Genomic DNA, 16,079 nt, shown 5'->3' on the forward strand with positions numbered 1-16,079 from the left:
TCAGGACGCGTCGAGCAACGCTTCGGGCGCGCCCCGAGTTCGCGGAGGGCGTCGGCTTCGACGTGATGGAGGTCGCCGGGAATCACGAGCAGATGGAGCGGGTCACCGAACGCCCGGTCGGCGAGCGCCGAGAGCCTGTCGGCGGCGACGACGGGGTCCGGACTGCCGGCGCGCGCGACGGCGACGGCGAGGGCGTCGCGCCAGCCGTCGGCGAGCATCCCGGCGGCCACGTCGGCGGTCATGTACTCGCCCCGGTCGGCCTTGATGTCGAGGTAGACCAGCGTGTGCAGGCCGTGCTCGCGGTTCGCCTCGACGGAGTCGACGACGCTCTCCGGGACGTCGTCGCCGCCGTGGGCGTACGGAAACGGCAGCGTGACGGCCTTGCCGAAGCGGTAGTTCTGGAGCCCCGACAGCCCGCTGGCGGCCGACTGCGCCGTGACGCCGTGAATCAGGCGCGTCTCGATGTCCCGCTCCTCGGCCCGCAGGCGCAGGTCGACGTGCGTCGTCGAGATCATCGTATCGCCGGCGGTCAGGAAGGCGACGTCGGTGTCCTCGGCGGCGTCGAGAATCGGCCCGGGGTTCCGTTCGATGCCCGCCCGGTCGCGCACCTCGACGTCGACGCCGTGATACGCTTCGAGGTCGGCGACGCTGGCCCCGACGAGGTGGCTCGTGTAGAACTCGGCGAACGCCCGGTCCGCCGCACGGAGGGCTTCCCGCCCCTCGACCGTTATCGAGCGCTCGTCGTACAGGCCCAACCCGATGAACGTGAGCATACGCTCACTGGGAGCGGTGACTGCTTAAGTCACCTGACCGGCGTCGAGTCGACTGCACGGCAAAAGGAGATCACGTCCGTTTCGCCCGGGCTTCGCGGACGTCCGCACCGTCGCGGACCATATCCTCGCAGTTCGGACAGACGCGTGGACGGTCCATGCCATCGGGTGCGAACACCCGTACGTACGCCTCAGTTACGAACGAGCCGCAGTTCTGACAGTTCGGCATGTGTTCGCGTTACTCGTTCGCTCTGTAGTATAAGTTTGGGAAGACGACATCTCGGCCGGATTATCCGCCCCGGTCGACCGCGTTCGAACACCGGACGGGCGGCGTCCGAGGGACGGTCCCCTTTGAAGTACGCCGGACGCGAACGAACGACCATGTACGAGACGATACTCGTACCGACGGACGGTAGCGAGGGGGTAGCGGAGACGGTTCGCCACGCGGTCGAACTGGCGAAGACCCACGGCGCGACGGTCCACGCCCTCTACGTCGTCGACCGGCGGTTCGAACTCGCCGCCGGCGACGACCGGGACGAACTCGTCGAGCAGCTAACGGCGCGTGGCGAGGACGCGCTGGCCGACGTCGAGTCGACCGCCCGAGAGGCCGGCATCGACGTCGTCACGGCGATCGAGGAGGGCGTCCCCTACAAGGCGATCCTCGGCTACGCCGAGGACCACGACGTCGACATCATCACCATGGGGACCCACGGCCGGACGGGCCGTGATCGGCTGGCACACCTCGGTAGCGTCACGGAACGGGTGGTCCAGAACGCGACCGTTCCGGTGTTTGTCGTCAACATCGGCGACGACGAGTGACGGAGGTGGCCCGGCGGCGGTCGGTCGTGACGGCTACGTGTCTGTCTCGTTCTCCGGAGCGGCGTTGTAGACGACGCGCACCGTCGCCGTCACGGACACCGGGCCGGACTCGACGTCCGTCCCCGCGTCGGCGACGGCGGTCGGCGTCGCCGACGCGGCCCCGCCCGCGTACTGCCGCGGCGCGCCGCCGCCCCCGGTCCGGACGACCTCGACGCCGGTCACGGTGAGATTCGCCGCGTCGGCGATGTTCTCGGCCTTCTCGCGCGCGTCGGTCATCGCCGCCCGTCTGGCGTCCCGTTCGAGACTGCGGCGACGGTCCGTCGAGAGCGTGAGCTGGATGTCGTAGATCTCGGTCGCGCCGTTCTGGACCGCCGTGTCGACGACCGTCCCGACGCGGTCGGTCTCGGTGAGCGTGATCTCGAACGCGTGGGAGGCCCGGTACTGCACCCGTGGCTCCGTGCCCTCCTCCCGCGGACGGCGGCGGTCGCGGTTGATGTCGTATCGCATGGTCGTGATCTGGTCGTCGTCGAGGCCGAGATCCGTGAGCGCCGACCGCATCTGCGAGGCGTTCGCCGCGAGCCGCTGGCGGGCAGTCGCGGCGTCGTCCGCCGTCGCGACGACGGCCACGTCGACGACGGCCTGGTTCGGTTCGGCCTGCGTGCTTCCGGTGCCTGCGACCTGAATCGTCCGTTCGTCGGGGGTCGCGGTCGACTCGGCCGACGAACTGCCGCCCGCACATCCCGCGACGAGCAGCAGCGTCGCCAGCCCCACAGCGAGGAGGGTGCGTCGATGCATGACACACGGTCCGTGGAGGCGACGCGGCAAGTATTTCGTGGAGAGTCAAACGCCTCTTGTTGCCACTGTCGTTCACCGCGCGCCGCCCGCTCCGGTGCGGTCGCCCGCCTCGATCTGCGCCACCGAGGAGACGTGTTCGTCGGCTTCGCCGTCGAGGACCACGGCGACGGAGCCGTGCGGACCGCGGTCAGCCCGACTCCGGCTGGCCGGGAGACAGGCCGAGCCAGGTGCCGGTGAGCCGAGCGAACTCCTCCGTCCGGCGTTCCCACGAATTCGGATGGGGCATCGCCGTGACGACGAATTCGCCGACCGTGATGAGGTAGGCGTACATCGTCACGTCGCCCAGCTGATAGAAAAACCGGTGCCAGGAGCGCTCGGCGAGCGTCTCCGTACCGCTGGTCCCGGCGGGGTTCCGGAACAGTTCGTCCCGGGCCTGGCGCGCGGCGGTCACCGAGTCGAACCGCTGGATGTACACCGGCAGAGAGGTGAAGTTCGCCGTCATGCCGTTGACGGTCACGCAGGCTCCGGCCGTCCGGTCGGGATGGCGAATCGGCCCGAAGACGTCCTCGTGGAGCGGCTTGAAGTCGTCGAGGCCGCTCCGCCACAGTTTGGTGTCCTCCAGAATCGTGATGCCGCCGCCCTTGTACGCGTAGAGTTCCCTGCTCTCCGGGTCGTTCTGATGGTCGGTGAGTGTGTGCGGCTGGGAGTGGCCGTGGGCGTGTGCGTAGACGACGTGTCCGGAGGGGAACTCGTGGGAGTGTTGCTGGACGCCGTCGCCGGCCGTCGATTCGGTGAGATCGGGGTGCGCGACGGAGAGAAATCCCTCGTCCGGGTACAGCAGTCCGAAGACGTGGTCTCCCGCTTCCGGCGCGAGCAGTTTCGAGTAGAGAGTGTCGTATATCGGGCGTTTCGACAGTTCGTTCTGGACGTAGGGGCTGGAGACGACGCGCCGATAGAACAACCGCGCCCGTTCGAGCGCCGACCGCTGTGCCTCGCGGTCACCGCGTCTGACCGCGCGTCTGATGTTGTTGAGATAGACGTTGTCCGCTTTCAGCAGCGCCGGATGGACGTCGAAGTGGGGCGCGAGGTTCGCCTCGACGAAGTCGACGACGTCGGTCGACTCGGCCTCGACGGCGTCGACCTGTTCGAGCGAGATACCCGTGCTCGCGTTGAGTTCGTCGAGTCGCGTCCGCAACTGGTTGACGGTGATGACGAACGATCGCATCGTGCTCGAATACTCCGTCGCGAACCAGTCGAGCTCCGACCAGACGTCGGCCATCCGCTGAGCGAGCGTCGGATAGGCCAGTTCGGTCCCGGCTTCCGGCGTGGGCGTCGGCGTGGGCGTCGGCGTGGGCGTCGACGTCGCCGCTTCGCCTCCGTCCCCGTTCGAGGAGCCCGAATTCCCGTCATCGGAGCCGCCGAAACACCCGCTGAGCGCGCCCGAGGCACCGAGACCCGCGATAGCGAGAACGCCTCTCCGTGTCAGTAGCATAGTTGGGTCGTTCGTAGGTCGTTCGAGGTGAAATTAGCTCTGTTGGCCGTCCGAATTGACATTACTCGCGTTCGAGAGACTCGCGTTCCGTCGTGCCGTGGCCGAACGACTCGGCGTCCCAGACGACGTCCTCGCCCCTGTCGCTCCAGTCCGCGTACAGTTCGTCCAGGGTTTCGAGGACGGTGTGGCCGAGTTCGTCGAGTTCCGCGTTCACCCGCGAGTCGACGCCGCCGGACTCCGCTTCGGATTCGAGCGTCGAGACGGCGTCCGTCGACAGCTGCTCGCGCCAGTCGGCCGGTAAGTCGGGCGCTTCGTACTGTAGCCGTTCGTCCTCGGGGCCCCAGTAGAAGTCGAACGCCCGGAACAGGCCGAGTTCGTCGAGCGCTCGGAACTCGTCCTCCGAGAGGTCGGTGTACTCGCACCACTCGTCGAACCCCTCGCGCCACGCGCCGTCTCGGAGCGCCGTCTCCACGGCCTCGCGCCGGAAGTCGCTCTCGCTGCCGGCGACGTCGAACGCCTCGAACGCCGCGGGCACACCGCGGTTGGTCAGATCCGGCGGCATCGGTACGTCGACGTCGAGTGTCATGTTCCGACGGTACGACGGGCGGGCGGATAAATGCCCCCGCCTAACCGGACGAGCGGGCGAACCGGAGGTTTATTTCGCCCCGAACCGGAGTGTGACTGTGAGCGAACACGACCGTCTGCGCATCGACTACGTCGACCACGACGGCGTCGACCGGCTGTTGGATCTCGTCACCTACTGTCTCGAGGGCATCAGCCTCGAGTTCGACCGTTGGGAGGAGGAGTACGTCCGCGGCCCGGGGCTGTATTTCGCCATCGTCTCGGGAAGTACCGTCGCCGACTACGCCGATCCGATGGGCGACGACCGGTGGCCGGTCGACAAGTGTCGGTACGTGTTCGACGACATCGACCTCTTCTATCAGGTCGCCCGGGAGGTCGCGACGTCGAGAGACGGGGCGGTAGTCATCACCGTCGACGGAGCCATCCACGGACAGATGGTGCGGTTCCGCGACCTGACCGACGAGGAACTCGACCGACTCGACGACGTCGACGAAGTCGAGTACGCCGGCTGGATGGGGTCGCGTCACATGAGCGCCGCCGACACCTCCGCCCGACACGAGGTCGTCGCGACGGTCACGCTCAGCGAGGAGGACGGCCGGGTGACGGTGTTCACGGACGGTACCTTCGCCGACGCCGAACGGGCGGAACTCGGCGGCGGCTGGCGCGTCGACACGTAGGCGTCTCGCGGCGGGCACAGTCGTGTCAGTTAGCCGCCAGAACCATGTGGTACGACGGCGTACGACGCCGCATGCGCCTCCCACCGATGACGACCCCGGACGGACTGCTCGAATATCTGCTCGGACTCGTCCTCCTCGCCGCCGTGTTCTTCCTCGCGCTCATCTACGTCGGCGTCATCTGAGCGACCCGCGCCGCCGCCAGCGCCGTCGCCCGTCAGTACGAGCGTTCCAGAACGACCCGGCCGTCGTCGTCGACGACGGTGACGGTGTCGCCGCCGTTGTTCCAGATCGCGCCGTCCGCACCCCAGTAGAGCGCCGACGCCCGTCAGTACGAGCGTTCCAGAACGACCCGGCCGTCGTCGTCGACGACGGTGACGGTGTCGCCGCCGTTGTTCCAGATCGCGCCGTCCGCACCCCAGTAGAGCGCCGACGCCGTGTCCGTTCCGCCGCCGGTGTAGAGCGTCACCCGGTCGCCGGGCGCGAGGACGACGCCGTCGGGGACGCGGTAGGTGTGACCCGCCGCGTCGCGGACGCGCCAGCTCGAGAGGTCGAGCAGCGACGCCCCCGCGTTCTCGAAGACGAGATACTCGTCGTTCCGGTTCTCGTGGTCGTTGCCGGCGGCGTCGGCGTGGACGGCGGCGACGACCAGCGCCGTCCCGCCGTCCGGCAGCGGCGTCGCGGCGTCCGACCCCGTCCGTTCGCCGGCGAACCCCCAGAGGCCGACGCCGTTCGCCCGCGCCTCGGATTCGGCGGCGGCGAAGGCGTCCCGTCGCCCGAACGACGAGTCGTAGAGGCGGGCGTAGCCGCGTTCGAGGAGGCGGCGGTTGAACGTGCCGTCGTCGTCGACGACGTACGCGAGGAGGCGGCCGTATCGCCCGTGGCGGTCCGCCGCGGGGTCGACGACGAGGCGGACCCGCGCGTCCAGGAGTTCGGTTCGGGCGAACTCGCTCGCCCTGTGGCCCCAGTCTCGAAGCCACGCGCGGCCGGCGTCCGTCGTCGGGACGCCCTCGAACTCGGCCGGATCCGTCGCGGTGTGAACCTCGGGCGTGTCGACGCCGAGCAGTCGGACCGTGTCGGTCGTTCCGTTGCGATAGCGCACCTCGAAGGTGTCGCCGTCGACGACGCGGACGACGGTGGCCGCGAGTCCGCCGCCGGGCGACGGGGTCGCCGTGTGGGGCGCGTCCCCGGGCGTCGTCGCACCGGTCGTCGGCGCGTCGGTGTCGCTCCCGTCCGTCGGCGACGGCGTCCCTCCGCATCCGGCGAGGACGACGAGCGCGACGGCGAACGCGACGGTGAGACGCCCCATACGACACGCGACTGGCGCCGACTGCTTGTGCGTTTGGCCTCGGCGTCGCCGACCTGCCGCCGTCGACGGACGGCTACTCGCCGGCGCGGAGCGTCTCGACGACCCGCTCGCTCGCTGGCGGAATCGACGACGCCGTGGCCTCGACGCGGACGTAGTCGGCGGCTTCGTGGCCGACCTGCGCGGCCGTCGGGTCGTCGCCCACGCGCGAGAGCTGGTCGTCGACGAAGCCGAGCTGCTGGGCCGGGTCGTGGACGGCGGTCCGGTTCAGCGTCCGGGGCGGGGCCGAGCGCGTCGACTCGACGGCCGATACCGCGTCGGCCCGCATCGTCCGGACGTCGGCCACGCTCGACACCGCGAAGTTCTCGCCCGACGCCACCCGCTCTCTGAGCCGCCCGAACGCCCGTCGCTGGACGAGCGCCTCGTGGGCCGCCAGCACCGCGTCCGCGAGATAGCCCGCACTCCGGCGTTCAGCGACCTCCTCGCGCATCCAGTCGAGATCGCCGTACGCTTGCTGGAGCACCCACGCCGCCGGCGTGTCGCCCACGTCGCGGTCCACGTACGCCGACCCCTCCGCGGACTCCTCGGGGAGCGTTCGATACTCGGCGTCGACGGCCGATTCGAGGTCCGCCGTCGCTCGGCTCAGCCGGTCGCCGAGGTCGCGGGCCGACGCGACCGACTCGGCGTGTCGCTCGGCGAGGTGGTGGGCGTCGTCGAGCGACGCCCGCGCCCGTTCGAGGCGCTCCGACGCCTCACCGACGGTGAGGGCGTTCTCCGGGCGGGCGAACTCGCCGTTGGTGAGACGCGAGACGTCGTTCGCCGCCGAACGGACGCGCCGTTCGACCGGCGCGTAGACGAGGACCGCGTCGACGGCGTCGCCGCCGACGTACGTCAGTTGGTCGCGGAAGGCGTGCACGTCCTCGGCGAGGGCGGGCGCGGCGTTCACCACGTCAGCGCGTTCGTACGCCTCGTCGACGGCCCGCCACGCGCCGCTAGCGTTCGCAGCGTCGGCTCGGGCCGACCGGAGGGCGGCCATCCGTTCGAACGGCGTCGCCGCCGACGCCGCCCGGTCGAGGGCCTCCCGCGCGCGTTCCCGGGCCCGCGAAATGTCGTCTCGTATCGCCTCGTTCGGGACGTGTCGCGGTTCGAGCGGGTCGGGAACGACGTCGAGGAGGTCGCGGGCGCGCCGCTCCGACCGGTCGAGGTACGCCGGCGCGATCGACACCGGGACCGACTTCGGGACCGACGGCGTCTCGCTGTCCGCGAGAGCCGTGAGTTCCGCGCCGTCGAGACGCGTCGGTTCGTCGTCGAGGGCGTCGCTACATCCGGCGAGGGCCGCGGCGGCGACGACGCCCAGGAATCCGCGGCGGCGGAGGCGACCGGTCACGCCGACCCCTCCCCGTCGGTCGGTCCAGAGTCGGCGCGTTCCTCCGGTGGTGGGTGACAGCCGCGGCCGACGCCCATGCCGTAGGAGTTGATGCTGTCGGTGTCGAGGGCTTCGGGGAGTCGAACGAACGTCGCGTGACCGTCTTCGCTGTCGGCGTCACAGGACGCCTGCGCGTCCCGGAGGCGACGGCTGAACTGGACGTCGACGTCGGTCTCGGACCAGGTGACGTAGCAGAACTCCAGCCAGTAACACTCGTTTATCGACTGCTGGACGTAGTAGACCGTCTCGCTGTCGTAGGTCGTCTCGTCGAGGAACGCCCGCGCCTCGTCGACGCCGTCGACGGGGTCCGCGAACGAGAGGGCGCTCGCCGCCTCGGCGTCGGCGACGAAGCCGTACTCCGGGCGGGGTTCTCGCTCGCCTTCGGCCGTCGACTCGTCGACCAGGAAGACGGGGTCGCCGGTCGGGTTCCGTAGCGACACCGTCGGCGGATTCGCGGCGACGTTCTCCGCGCTCCGCGGCGGGACCGAGTCGCTGTGGCTGGCCGATCCGGAGAGCCCGTTACATCCGGCGAGACCGACTGCGAGGGCGACGCTCTGGAGGGCGCGCCGCCTCGTGAGGGGGACCATACCCCGTCGCACGGGCAGCGTCCACAAAAGGCCGACGACTCGCCGACCGTGTGCCGAAGCTATTTGCCGCGCGTCCCCGAAGCCGGCGCGTGTTCGTCGCCCTCCGCAGTCGCGCCCGCACCGTCCTCTACGAACGCGTCTATCCCGCGCTCCTCGGGAGCGACCGGGACGCCGTCCGCTCGCACCTCCGTACCGCCGCCGCCCTCGCCGGCGTCGTGGCTGCGGCGACCGCCCTGTCGAGAGCCCTCACCGTCGTCGTCAGCCCCGTCGTCTGGGACGCCTTCTTCGGCCTCGCTGCGGTCTCGCTCGTCGGCCTCACCGCCGCTAACGCCTACTGGCGGGGCGGCCTGCTCGTCGGCTACGCGATCGTTTTCGCCCCGACGGCCGCCGGCCTGTTCGTCGCCTACGTCGGCCGCGGCCCCTTCGGGACGCCGGGCCGGACGCTCGGGTTCGGCCTCCTCCTCGTCGCCGCCGTCGCCGCCGTCGTCGGAACCCCGGGGTTCGTCGTCGGCCGCGCTGCGCGGTGGATTCGAGTGCGACGGCGTGCTCGACGGGAGGGCGCGACGTGACTGGCCTCCGTCCGACGCGGCGGCGCGTCCTCGCGGTCCTCGGCGCGTGTGGAGTCGGTGCCGGCGGGGTCGCCGCCGTCCCGCCGCGCCGGATTTCGGCGTCGCTGACGACGTATCGCTGGGTGCTGTCGCTGAACCGCCGTGACCCGCCGGCCGTCCCCGAACTGGCCGATCTCGACCCGGTCGTTCGGAGGGCCGTACGCGACGCCGTCGAGGGCGGCTACGAGTCGGCGGAGCCGCCGACCGCCGTCCGCCGCCTGTTCGACGTCCGCCGGAAGACGTACGTCCGGGTCGAGGGGACGTACTACCGCCTCGACCCGACGCTCCCCGTCTACGAGGTGTGGCTGGAACCCGTCGACGAGTCGACGGCGACGGGAGCGGTGACCCTGGGCGAACTGGAGCAGTGTGCCGATCCCGACCCGCGCGGCTTTCGCACCCCGCCGCTCGAACGGGCAGACGACCCCGCGCGAACCTACTCCCTCGACCCGCGACTGCGCGACTGTATCGAGCGCCACCGGTTCGTGCGACTCGGCGACGGGGACTACTACCGCTACCACGTCGACGTCGACGACCCGGGGAGCCCCTACGCGATAACCGCGACGGAGGTGTCGGCGGCGACAGTCGCCGGCATCGACGCCCCCGTCGCCGACGGAGACGACGCCCTCCCGGAGACGCGGGCGGCGTTGCGCGCGGCGGCGGACGAGACGCTCCGCCGCCAGTCCATCCCCGACGGCGTCCGCGCCCTGGCCGCCGACTTCGACTACGTCAGTCTCGGCGACCGCTTCTACGAACTCGACCTCGGTCACCCGGGCGCGGCCCCGGTCCGGATCGACGTGGCCGTCACCGACGCCCGGGCCCGCGAATTCGACCCGGCGTGGCTGGATCTGTCCGTGACGAACGTCGGGGGTGAGACGGTCACCCTCCAGACCGGCCCGCCGACGCCGTTCGGCGTCCTGCACGGCGAGGCGGACGGCGGTGGCGACCTGCCGCTCTGGTCGCCGACCTACGAGGAGAGTCGCTTCGTCGGGACCCACGCCGGCCGCGTCACGGGCATCGCGGCGGCGGGAGTTTCGACGGCGCTCACCCCCGAGACGCTGACGACGCGGTACGCCGTCCGGAGAAACCCCGGCCGTCTCGACGCCGGCGTCTACCGCGTCAGCGACGGCTTCGGCGTGAGAAGCGACGGCGAGGCGACGCCGTATCCGTACGACGTCCGGATTCGCGTCGCGTAGCCCGGGAGAGCTGCCCGATCTCGGAGACGGCTTCAGACGACGAGTGCGGCGGTACAGCCGACGATGGCGAGAAACAGCAGTCCGATCGAGACGGCCTCGACGAGACAGCCGACTGGTGAGAGAGCGTACAACAGGTCGCGCGACGTCAACTCGATGGGGTCGTACGTCGACATTGGTTGTGCCTCGGGGACACTCTACGTGAGGGACCGACCCCGCATCAAAACCCCAGCAACGTGGTTAGGAAGCGGCGTCCAGAACGGCCACCGCGCACCGATCGCTCCCGTGGGGACGGCAGAACGGCGCGAACGCCCGCTGGTTCGTGCCGCGTCGCCGCCGACCCGTTCGCTGTTCAGAAACAGAATGCAGATACCGATCGCCATGGAGAACGCTTTTGACGCGCGTCGTCGAAGCGTCGGCTCGATGGACTGGAAATCGGGAGGGACAGATCCGGAATCGGAGGGGGCCACGATAAAGAGCATCGACACCTCGTTCGCCGTCGTTACGGCCCTGAGAGACCGAAACGGCGCGGGCGTGACGGAACTGGCCGAGGCGACGGATCTCTCGAAGAGTTCCGTCCACAAGCATCTCCGCTCGCTGATGAAACACGACGTCGTGGTCAAGGAGCGCGAGGAGTACCGCCTCGGCCTGCGCTATCTCGAACTCGGTGCGCACGTGCGAGCGCAGGTCCCTGGCGCGACCGAGATAAAACACAAACTCCGGGAACTCGCGACCGAAACGGGCGAGAGCGCCCAGTTCGCCGTCGAGGAACGAGGCCAGGCCGTCGTCCTCTTCCGGGAAGTGAGTCATGGCGGCGTCTACTCCCGCGGGCGGGAGGGCCGACGGTTCTACATGCACCAGACGGCCGCGGGCAAGGCCATCCTCTCGCAGTACCCGGATCAGTGGGTGCGCGAAGTCCTCGACAGACACGGCCTGCCGAAGGCGACCGACCACACCGTCGACGACGAGGAAGCCCTGTTCGCCGAACTCGACGAGATTCGCGAGGCGGGCGTCGCGTTCAACAGCGAGGAGAGCACGGCGGGTTTGCGATCCGTCGGCGTCCCGGTCACGGACGCCGACGGCGACGTCCTCGGGGCGTTCGCCGTCGCCGGGCCGATACACCGATTCGAGGGTGCCCGATTCGAGACGGAACTGCCGAACGTCGTGCGCAGCGTCGTCAACGAACTCGAACTGAATCTCGCGTACTCGTAGCGACGGTCCGGACGTCTTCCGCTCGGCGCTCGTACCACCGACGCGACGATTTTGCCGACGGGATCTATATCAATCGACACGAACGTCCACTCCTTCGTGACGGTCCCCGTCGCCACAGCCGTCCTCCTCGGTGGCTGTTCGGCCCCCTTCCGGGACTCGTCCACGACGTCGACGCTCCGGCCGGCGTCGACGTCGAAGCCGTCCGCGAGTTCGACCGGACGCTCGGCGAACTCGAAATCGAGCGGGAAGTCCACGTCTACGAGGGCGCGGGCCACGCTTTCGCCAATCCGAGCGGCCTTCCATCCGAACGCGACGGGGGACGCGTGGACGAAGACGTGGCGCTTCCTGGACGAGACTCCGCGTGAAGAGTCGCTCCGGGGTTCCGAACCCCCGTCTCCGCTCACACAGTAACAGGATCTCCGCTCGTGTCGTCGGAGCGCCGCGCCCGAGAGTCCCCTCGCAGTTGGACGAAGGCCTCGGCGAGAACGCCGAGGATCAAGATGCTGAACGGCATCGAAATCAGCCCCGAGATCACCTGTGAGGCGGCCGAATTTGCACCGAATGCGATGGTAAATCCGACCGAGAGGGCTCCGAACACGACCGTAACCGGCACGACGATGACGAGTAACAGCAGGAACAGTCGAAGCCAGTTTCCGCGAGTGAGATACCAACTGTCGACTATGGCCGAGAGAAAGTTCTCGTCCTCGACGGCGATGTAAATCGACGTGAAGAGCAGCGAGACGTACGCGATCACGCCGGGCACGACGAGCAGTAACGTCCCGATGAACGTGAGAAGCCCGTACACGATCCCGCCGACGACGAGATTAGCCACGACCCACGGAATCCGACGCTGCAGGATCTCCCGCGGAAACCGTTCTGTTTCCCCCGCCACGAAGGTCCTCATAGCGACGATCGAGACGTACGAAAGGAGGAAAAACAGGACGACGCCGCTTCCGCCGAGCACGGCGAGCGGTGCCTCGATCGCCAGGCCGACCGACCCGGATATCTCGGCCGGGAAAAACTGACTGGCGAAACTGGTGACCGTAATCTGCCACGCGACGCCGAGCAACGCGGCTATCACGACAAGTACCAGTCCGTTCCGATTGACGACTCGGCGGAGGCCGTCGGTGATCGCGGAGCCAACGTTCAGGGACATACGTTCGCGGTCACGGCAAAACCGAATAGTTGTTTCGATGTCCTGTCATAAAACGCCACTTCCAGGAATCCGCACCTGTTCGCGTCCGAGCGCCGTCCGTTTGTCGGCCCGAAAATCGGTGGGGCTTCGAGCCGCCGGCCACGGCTCAATGCCCGGCCTTATCGGTGTGAGGCCGTTTGCGTACCTATGGCGATTGCAACTGGCGATTCCGTGACGCTGGAGTACACCGGACGACTCGACGACGGCACCGTTTTCGACACCTCGATCGAATCGGTCGCCGAGGAAACCGGGCTGGCGGACGCACAGCCCGACCGGGAGTACAGTCCGCTGACGGTCGAGATGGGGGAGGGACAGATCATCCCCGGACTCGAGGAGGCCCTGTCCGGTCTGACGGAAAGCGAGACCCGTACAGTCACCGTCCCGCCGGAGAAAGGCTACGGCGAGTGGACCGACGAGCACGTTCAGGAGTTCGATACGGAGGAGCTCCGGCAGGCGCTCGGCGACGAACAGTTAGCGGAGGGCGCGTACCTCCAGGCGCAGAACGGCGACCACGGCGAGATCGTCGACGTCGGCGACGAGACCGTCAGGGTCGACTTCAACCCCGAACTCGCGGGCGAGACGCTCGAGTTCGAGATCCAAATCGTCGACGTCAACTAAGGCCTGGTCGGCCGCGCCCTCGTCGACGCGAGACGCGGTTTCCCGCGGCCCGGCCGTCGAACCGCAAGACGGACGTATGACACCCCGCAAACCTTTTTCGCTCGGCGGGAGTGGGTGCGGTAATGGCGACGTTATCGGAGTGTCTCGGTGAACTCGTTCGGGACGTGGACGGGCTCTTCCTGTTCTCGCCGAGCGGTTCGTACTACGAACGATTCGCCGACGCCGACGTCGACCAACTGGTCGTCGTCGCCGCCGAGAACTCCGTCGGCGCGGAGACGTTCGTCGAACTCCCGCTCCAGTTCGACGACGTCGAGGACCGCGTCCGATTCGGTATCGAAGGGTCGATGGACCGTAACCTCGTCGAGGACGGCGACGTCCTCGCCTGCGCGGCGGCCATCTTCGACGACGATCCGGACTCGCTGGTGCGTGTCCGCGTCAACGAGGCGATGCGGTCGGGCCTGTACGGCCTGTTCATGCACTCGCGGGCGGATCCGGGCGTCGTCCGCGACGTGGTCGAGGTGGCCATCGAACTCGGGAAGAAAGGCCAGAAGGGCAAACCCGTCGGCGCGCTGTTCGTCGTCGGCGACGCGGGAAAGGTGATGAACAAGTCCCGTCCCCTCAGCTACAACCCCTTCGAGAAGTCACACGTCCACGTCGGCGACCCGATCGTGAACGTGATGCTCAAGGAGTTCTCCCGCCTCGACGGCGCGTTCGTCGTCTCCGACCAGGGCAAGATCGTCTCCGCCTATCGCTACCTCGAACCGTCGGCCGAGGGAGTGGACATCCCGAAGGGCCTCGGTGCGAGACACATGGCGGGCGGTGCGATCACTCGGGACACGAACGCCATCGCCATCGTCCTCTCGGAGTCGGACGGGATGGTCAGAGCGTTCAAAGGGGGAACCTGGTCCTGGAGCTCGATCCGGAGGAGCACTGAGATGCAAGGGTCGGCGTTCGACGACCTCGCGTCCCGCGTTCCGATACGGTTCTGGATAGCCATCGCCGTCCTCTTCGTCGGCCTCGTCGTCGGGCTGTTGGTACGGTGGGCGACGCGAAAACTGCTCCACGCGATGGGCGTCCCCGGCGCGATCGAGGGGACGACGTTCGACCGGACCGCCCGTAGCTTCGGCACCTCGACGGTCGGCATCCTCGCCAACCTGGCGGGCTATTTCGTCCTCGGCGTCGCGTTGTCCGTCGCTTTCGCCGTCACCGACATCGCGTACGTTCAGCGCTTGCTCGACGCCCTCGCCAGTTTCATCCCGCAGCTGTTTCTGGCCGTCCTCGTCCTCATCATCGGCGTCGTCTTGGGCGACAAGGTGGAGCTGTTCGTCGCCGAACGGTTCCGCGGCGTCAAACTCCCGCAGATCAGCGTCGTCCCGACGCTGGCGAAATACAGCGTCTTCTACCTCACCGCCCTCATCGCCCTCGGACAGGTAGACGTCGCCACGGGCGCGCTCCTCATCCTCCTCGCGGCGTACGTCTTCGCTCTCGTCTTTCTGGGGGGATCGCGTTTCACCAACTGCTCGCGTCCGGGGCGGCCGGCACCTATCTCCTCCTCCGCCAACCCTACACCATCGGCGACGAAATCCGCGTCGGCGAGACGCGCGGCATCGTCCAGGAGATGGACCTGTTCGTCACGCACGTCGAGAGCGACGACGAGGAGTTCGTCCTGCCCAACAGCAAGGTGTTCTCGGACGGATTCGTCCGGATTCGGTCCTGACTCACCGGTCGTCCGGGGAACCGCTGTCCCCGTCGTCCGCTGGTTCGCCGCCACCGTCGTCCGGCGAGACGTCGTCCCGCGACACCTCCCGTGCGGGGACGCCGGCGACAGTCGTCTCCGCTGGCACGTCCTCGACGACGAGGAGTTGGCCGCCACCTGCGCGCCCGCGCCGATTTCGACGCCCGGGAGGACGACGGCCCCCGCGCCGATCATCGCCCGTTCGCCGACGACGACCTCGCCAGTGCGGTACTCCGCCTGGAGGAACTCGTGACAGAGGAGGGTCGCGTCGTAGCCGACGACGACGTGGTCGCCGAGCGTTATCAGCTCCGGCCAGAAGACGTCCGGCGTCGCCTCCAATCCCCACGAGACGCCCGTGCCGACCGTCGCGCCGAGGCGACGCAGGAGCCACGCTTTCAGCCGGAGGCTCGGTGAGACGCGGACGAGGAGGACGACGACGTAGTTGACCATCACCCGCAGCGGGTGTTTCGCCTCGGTCCAGTACCGGAGGGAGTTCAGTGGCCCCGGCGTCGGGTGACGGTCGAGTCGCGGATGGCGGTGGTCGCGGTCGCTCACATCCGCCGTTGGATCGGCGTCGCCTTGAAACCGCCCGTATGCGCCGGGCACGGACGGCGTCGAACGTCGAACTAGGCCGACATTTAATGGCGTCGGGAACGAACGCTCACGGCGTGAAGCCATCCTTCGTCGCCGACGCGACGGGGGCCGTCGAAGCCATGATCCCGCCCGCCGACATCGGACGAACTCTCGACGTCCTGGCCGACGGCGACTGCCGGGCGATCCTGGATACGACGGGCCGCGAACCCATGACGGCCGCCGAGATATCCGACCAGTGTGAGATCCCCCTCTCGACGACGTACCGGAAACTCGAACGCCTGACCGACGAGAACCTGCTCGAAGAGCGGACGCGCATCCAGACCGCCGGTAAACACGCCCGGCAGTACGAACGCACCGTCGAGGAACTCCACATCCATCTCACCGGTAGCGGCGACGTGGAAGTGGACGCGACGCCGACCGACTGAGCGATCCGCCAACCCGGACGATACGGCCCACCAAAAGACGTTAACTCACGG

Annotated in this window: 16 protein-coding genes and 4 pseudogenes; 10 read left to right on the forward strand and 10 right to left on the reverse strand. The window is 68.6% G+C overall.

Annotated features, from left to right (window positions below; translation table 11 throughout):
- Positions 1–23: 23 nt before the first annotated feature.
- Positions 24–773: pseudogene (gene dph5 / locus ACFQJD_RS07005) on the reverse strand (diphthine synthase); the annotation flags it as partial.
- 378 nt (positions 774–1,151) lie between these two features.
- Between dph5 and ACFQJD_RS07010 the strand changes: the two are divergent.
- Positions 1,152–1,589, forward strand: coding sequence for a universal stress protein (locus ACFQJD_RS07010; RefSeq protein ID WP_379797123.1), 438 nt, complete (start codon positions 1,152–1,154; stop codon positions 1,587–1,589).
- 33 nt (positions 1,590–1,622) lie between these two features.
- Here ACFQJD_RS07010 and ACFQJD_RS07015 read toward each other — a convergent pair whose 3' ends face one another.
- The 3 genes from ACFQJD_RS07015 to ACFQJD_RS07025 all read right to left on the reverse strand — a co-directional run bounded on the left by ACFQJD_RS07015 (position 1,623) and on the right by ACFQJD_RS07025 (position 4,462).
- On the reverse strand, positions 1,623–2,384 hold the full coding sequence (locus ACFQJD_RS07015; RefSeq protein ID WP_379797125.1) for an SIMPL domain-containing protein: 762 nt from the start codon (positions 2,382–2,384) through the stop codon (positions 1,623–1,625).
- Positions 2,385–2,571: 187 nt separating this feature from the next.
- Positions 2,572–3,876 (reverse strand): hypothetical protein, encoded by a 1,305-nt coding sequence (locus ACFQJD_RS07020; RefSeq protein ID WP_379797127.1) that lies wholly within the window; start codon positions 3,874–3,876, stop codon positions 2,572–2,574.
- 61 nt (positions 3,877–3,937) lie between these two features.
- A complete protein-coding gene (locus tag ACFQJD_RS07025; protein WP_379797129.1) occupies positions 3,938–4,462 on the reverse strand; it encodes a hypothetical protein in 525 nt (174 codons plus the stop codon).
- A 97-nt stretch (positions 4,463–4,559) separates the two neighbouring features.
- Between ACFQJD_RS07025 and ACFQJD_RS07030 the strand changes: the two genes are divergently transcribed.
- Positions 4,560–5,135, forward strand: coding sequence for a hypothetical protein (locus ACFQJD_RS07030; protein ID WP_379797131.1), 576 nt, complete (start codon positions 4,560–4,562; stop codon positions 5,133–5,135).
- Between the two features lie 325 nt (positions 5,136–5,460).
- Here ACFQJD_RS07030 and ACFQJD_RS07035 read toward each other — a convergent pair whose 3' ends face one another.
- The 3 genes from ACFQJD_RS07035 to ACFQJD_RS07045 form a co-directional block, all read right to left on the reverse strand.
- A complete protein-coding gene (locus ACFQJD_RS07035) occupies positions 5,461–6,441 on the reverse strand; it encodes a lamin tail domain-containing protein (RefSeq protein WP_379797133.1) in 981 nt (326 codons plus the stop codon).
- A gap of 73 nt (positions 6,442–6,514) precedes the next feature.
- Complete coding sequence (locus ACFQJD_RS07040) at positions 6,515–7,825, reverse strand: hypothetical protein (protein WP_379797135.1); 1,311 nt, start codon at positions 7,823–7,825, stop codon at positions 6,515–6,517.
- Positions 7,822–8,451 (reverse strand): hypothetical protein, encoded by a 630-nt coding sequence (locus ACFQJD_RS07045; RefSeq protein ID WP_379797137.1) that lies wholly within the window; start codon positions 8,449–8,451, stop codon positions 7,822–7,824. The genes ACFQJD_RS07040 and ACFQJD_RS07045 overlap by 4 nt, the downstream gene beginning before the upstream one ends.
- An 89-nt stretch (positions 8,452–8,540) precedes the next feature.
- On the opposite strand from ACFQJD_RS07045, the gene ACFQJD_RS07050 reads away from it, so the two are divergent.
- Both ACFQJD_RS07050 and ACFQJD_RS07055 read left to right on the forward strand, forming a co-directional pair.
- Positions 8,541–9,020 (forward strand): hypothetical protein, encoded by a 480-nt coding sequence (locus tag ACFQJD_RS07050; RefSeq protein WP_379797139.1) that lies wholly within the window; start codon positions 8,541–8,543, stop codon positions 9,018–9,020.
- Positions 9,017–10,252 (forward strand): hypothetical protein, encoded by a 1,236-nt coding sequence (locus ACFQJD_RS07055; RefSeq protein WP_379797141.1) that lies wholly within the window; start codon positions 9,017–9,019, stop codon positions 10,250–10,252. The genes ACFQJD_RS07050 and ACFQJD_RS07055 overlap by 4 nt, the downstream gene beginning before the upstream one ends.
- Positions 10,253–10,284: 32 nt before the next feature.
- Here the strand turns inward: ACFQJD_RS07055 and ACFQJD_RS07060 are convergent, their stop codons facing one another.
- Entirely contained in the window at positions 10,285–10,425 is a 141-nt protein-coding gene (locus tag ACFQJD_RS07060) for a hypothetical protein (RefSeq protein ID WP_379797143.1), read from the reverse strand.
- A 247-nt stretch (positions 10,426–10,672) separates the two neighbouring features.
- On the opposite strand from ACFQJD_RS07060, the gene ACFQJD_RS07065 reads away from it, so the two are divergent.
- Positions 10,673–11,461, forward strand: a complete 789-nt coding sequence (locus ACFQJD_RS07065; protein WP_379797145.1) for an IclR family transcriptional regulator — start codon at positions 10,673–10,675, stop codon at positions 11,459–11,461.
- A 96-nt stretch (positions 11,462–11,557) separates the two neighbouring features.
- The gene (locus ACFQJD_RS07070) at positions 11,558–11,872 is read left to right on the forward strand and encodes a hypothetical protein (protein WP_379797147.1); all 315 of its coding nucleotides are present in this window, start codon (positions 11,558–11,560) and stop codon (positions 11,870–11,872) included.
- On the opposite strand, the gene ACFQJD_RS07075 is transcribed toward ACFQJD_RS07070, so the two are convergent.
- Complete coding sequence (locus tag ACFQJD_RS07075) at positions 11,862–12,530, reverse strand: hypothetical protein (protein ID WP_379797149.1); 669 nt, start codon at positions 12,528–12,530, stop codon at positions 11,862–11,864. The genes ACFQJD_RS07070 and ACFQJD_RS07075 overlap by 11 nt on opposite strands.
- A 273-nt stretch (positions 12,531–12,803) precedes the next feature.
- Between ACFQJD_RS07075 and ACFQJD_RS07080 the strand changes: the two genes are divergently transcribed.
- The 3 genes and pseudogenes from ACFQJD_RS07080 (at position 12,804) to ACFQJD_RS07090 (ending at position 14,991) form a co-directional block, all read left to right on the forward strand.
- On the forward strand, positions 12,804–13,274 hold the full coding sequence (locus ACFQJD_RS07080) for an FKBP-type peptidyl-prolyl cis-trans isomerase (RefSeq protein ID WP_379797151.1): 471 nt from the start codon (positions 12,804–12,806) through the stop codon (positions 13,272–13,274).
- Positions 13,275–13,396: 122 nt separating this feature from the next.
- Positions 13,397–14,208: pseudogene (gene dacZ / locus ACFQJD_RS07085) on the forward strand (diadenylate cyclase DacZ).
- Between the two features lies 1 nt (position 14,209).
- A pseudogene (locus ACFQJD_RS07090) lies at positions 14,210–14,991 on the forward strand (mechanosensitive ion channel domain-containing protein).
- A 1-nt stretch (position 14,992) separates the two neighbouring features.
- Here ACFQJD_RS07090 and ACFQJD_RS07095 read toward each other — a convergent pair.
- A pseudogene (locus ACFQJD_RS07095) lies at positions 14,993–15,564 on the reverse strand (acyltransferase).
- Between the two features lie 86 nt (positions 15,565–15,650).
- On the opposite strand from ACFQJD_RS07095, the gene ACFQJD_RS07100 reads away from it, so the two are divergent.
- Positions 15,651–16,028, forward strand: a complete 378-nt coding sequence (locus ACFQJD_RS07100; RefSeq protein WP_379797153.1) for an ArsR/SmtB family transcription factor — start codon at positions 15,651–15,653, stop codon at positions 16,026–16,028.
- Positions 16,029–16,079 lie beyond the last annotated feature (51 nt).

The organism is Haloplanus sp. GCM10025708 (assembly GCF_042663985.1).
GTDB classification, from domain to species: domain Archaea; phylum Halobacteriota; class Halobacteria; order Halobacteriales; family Haloferacaceae; genus Salinirarus; species Salinirarus marinus.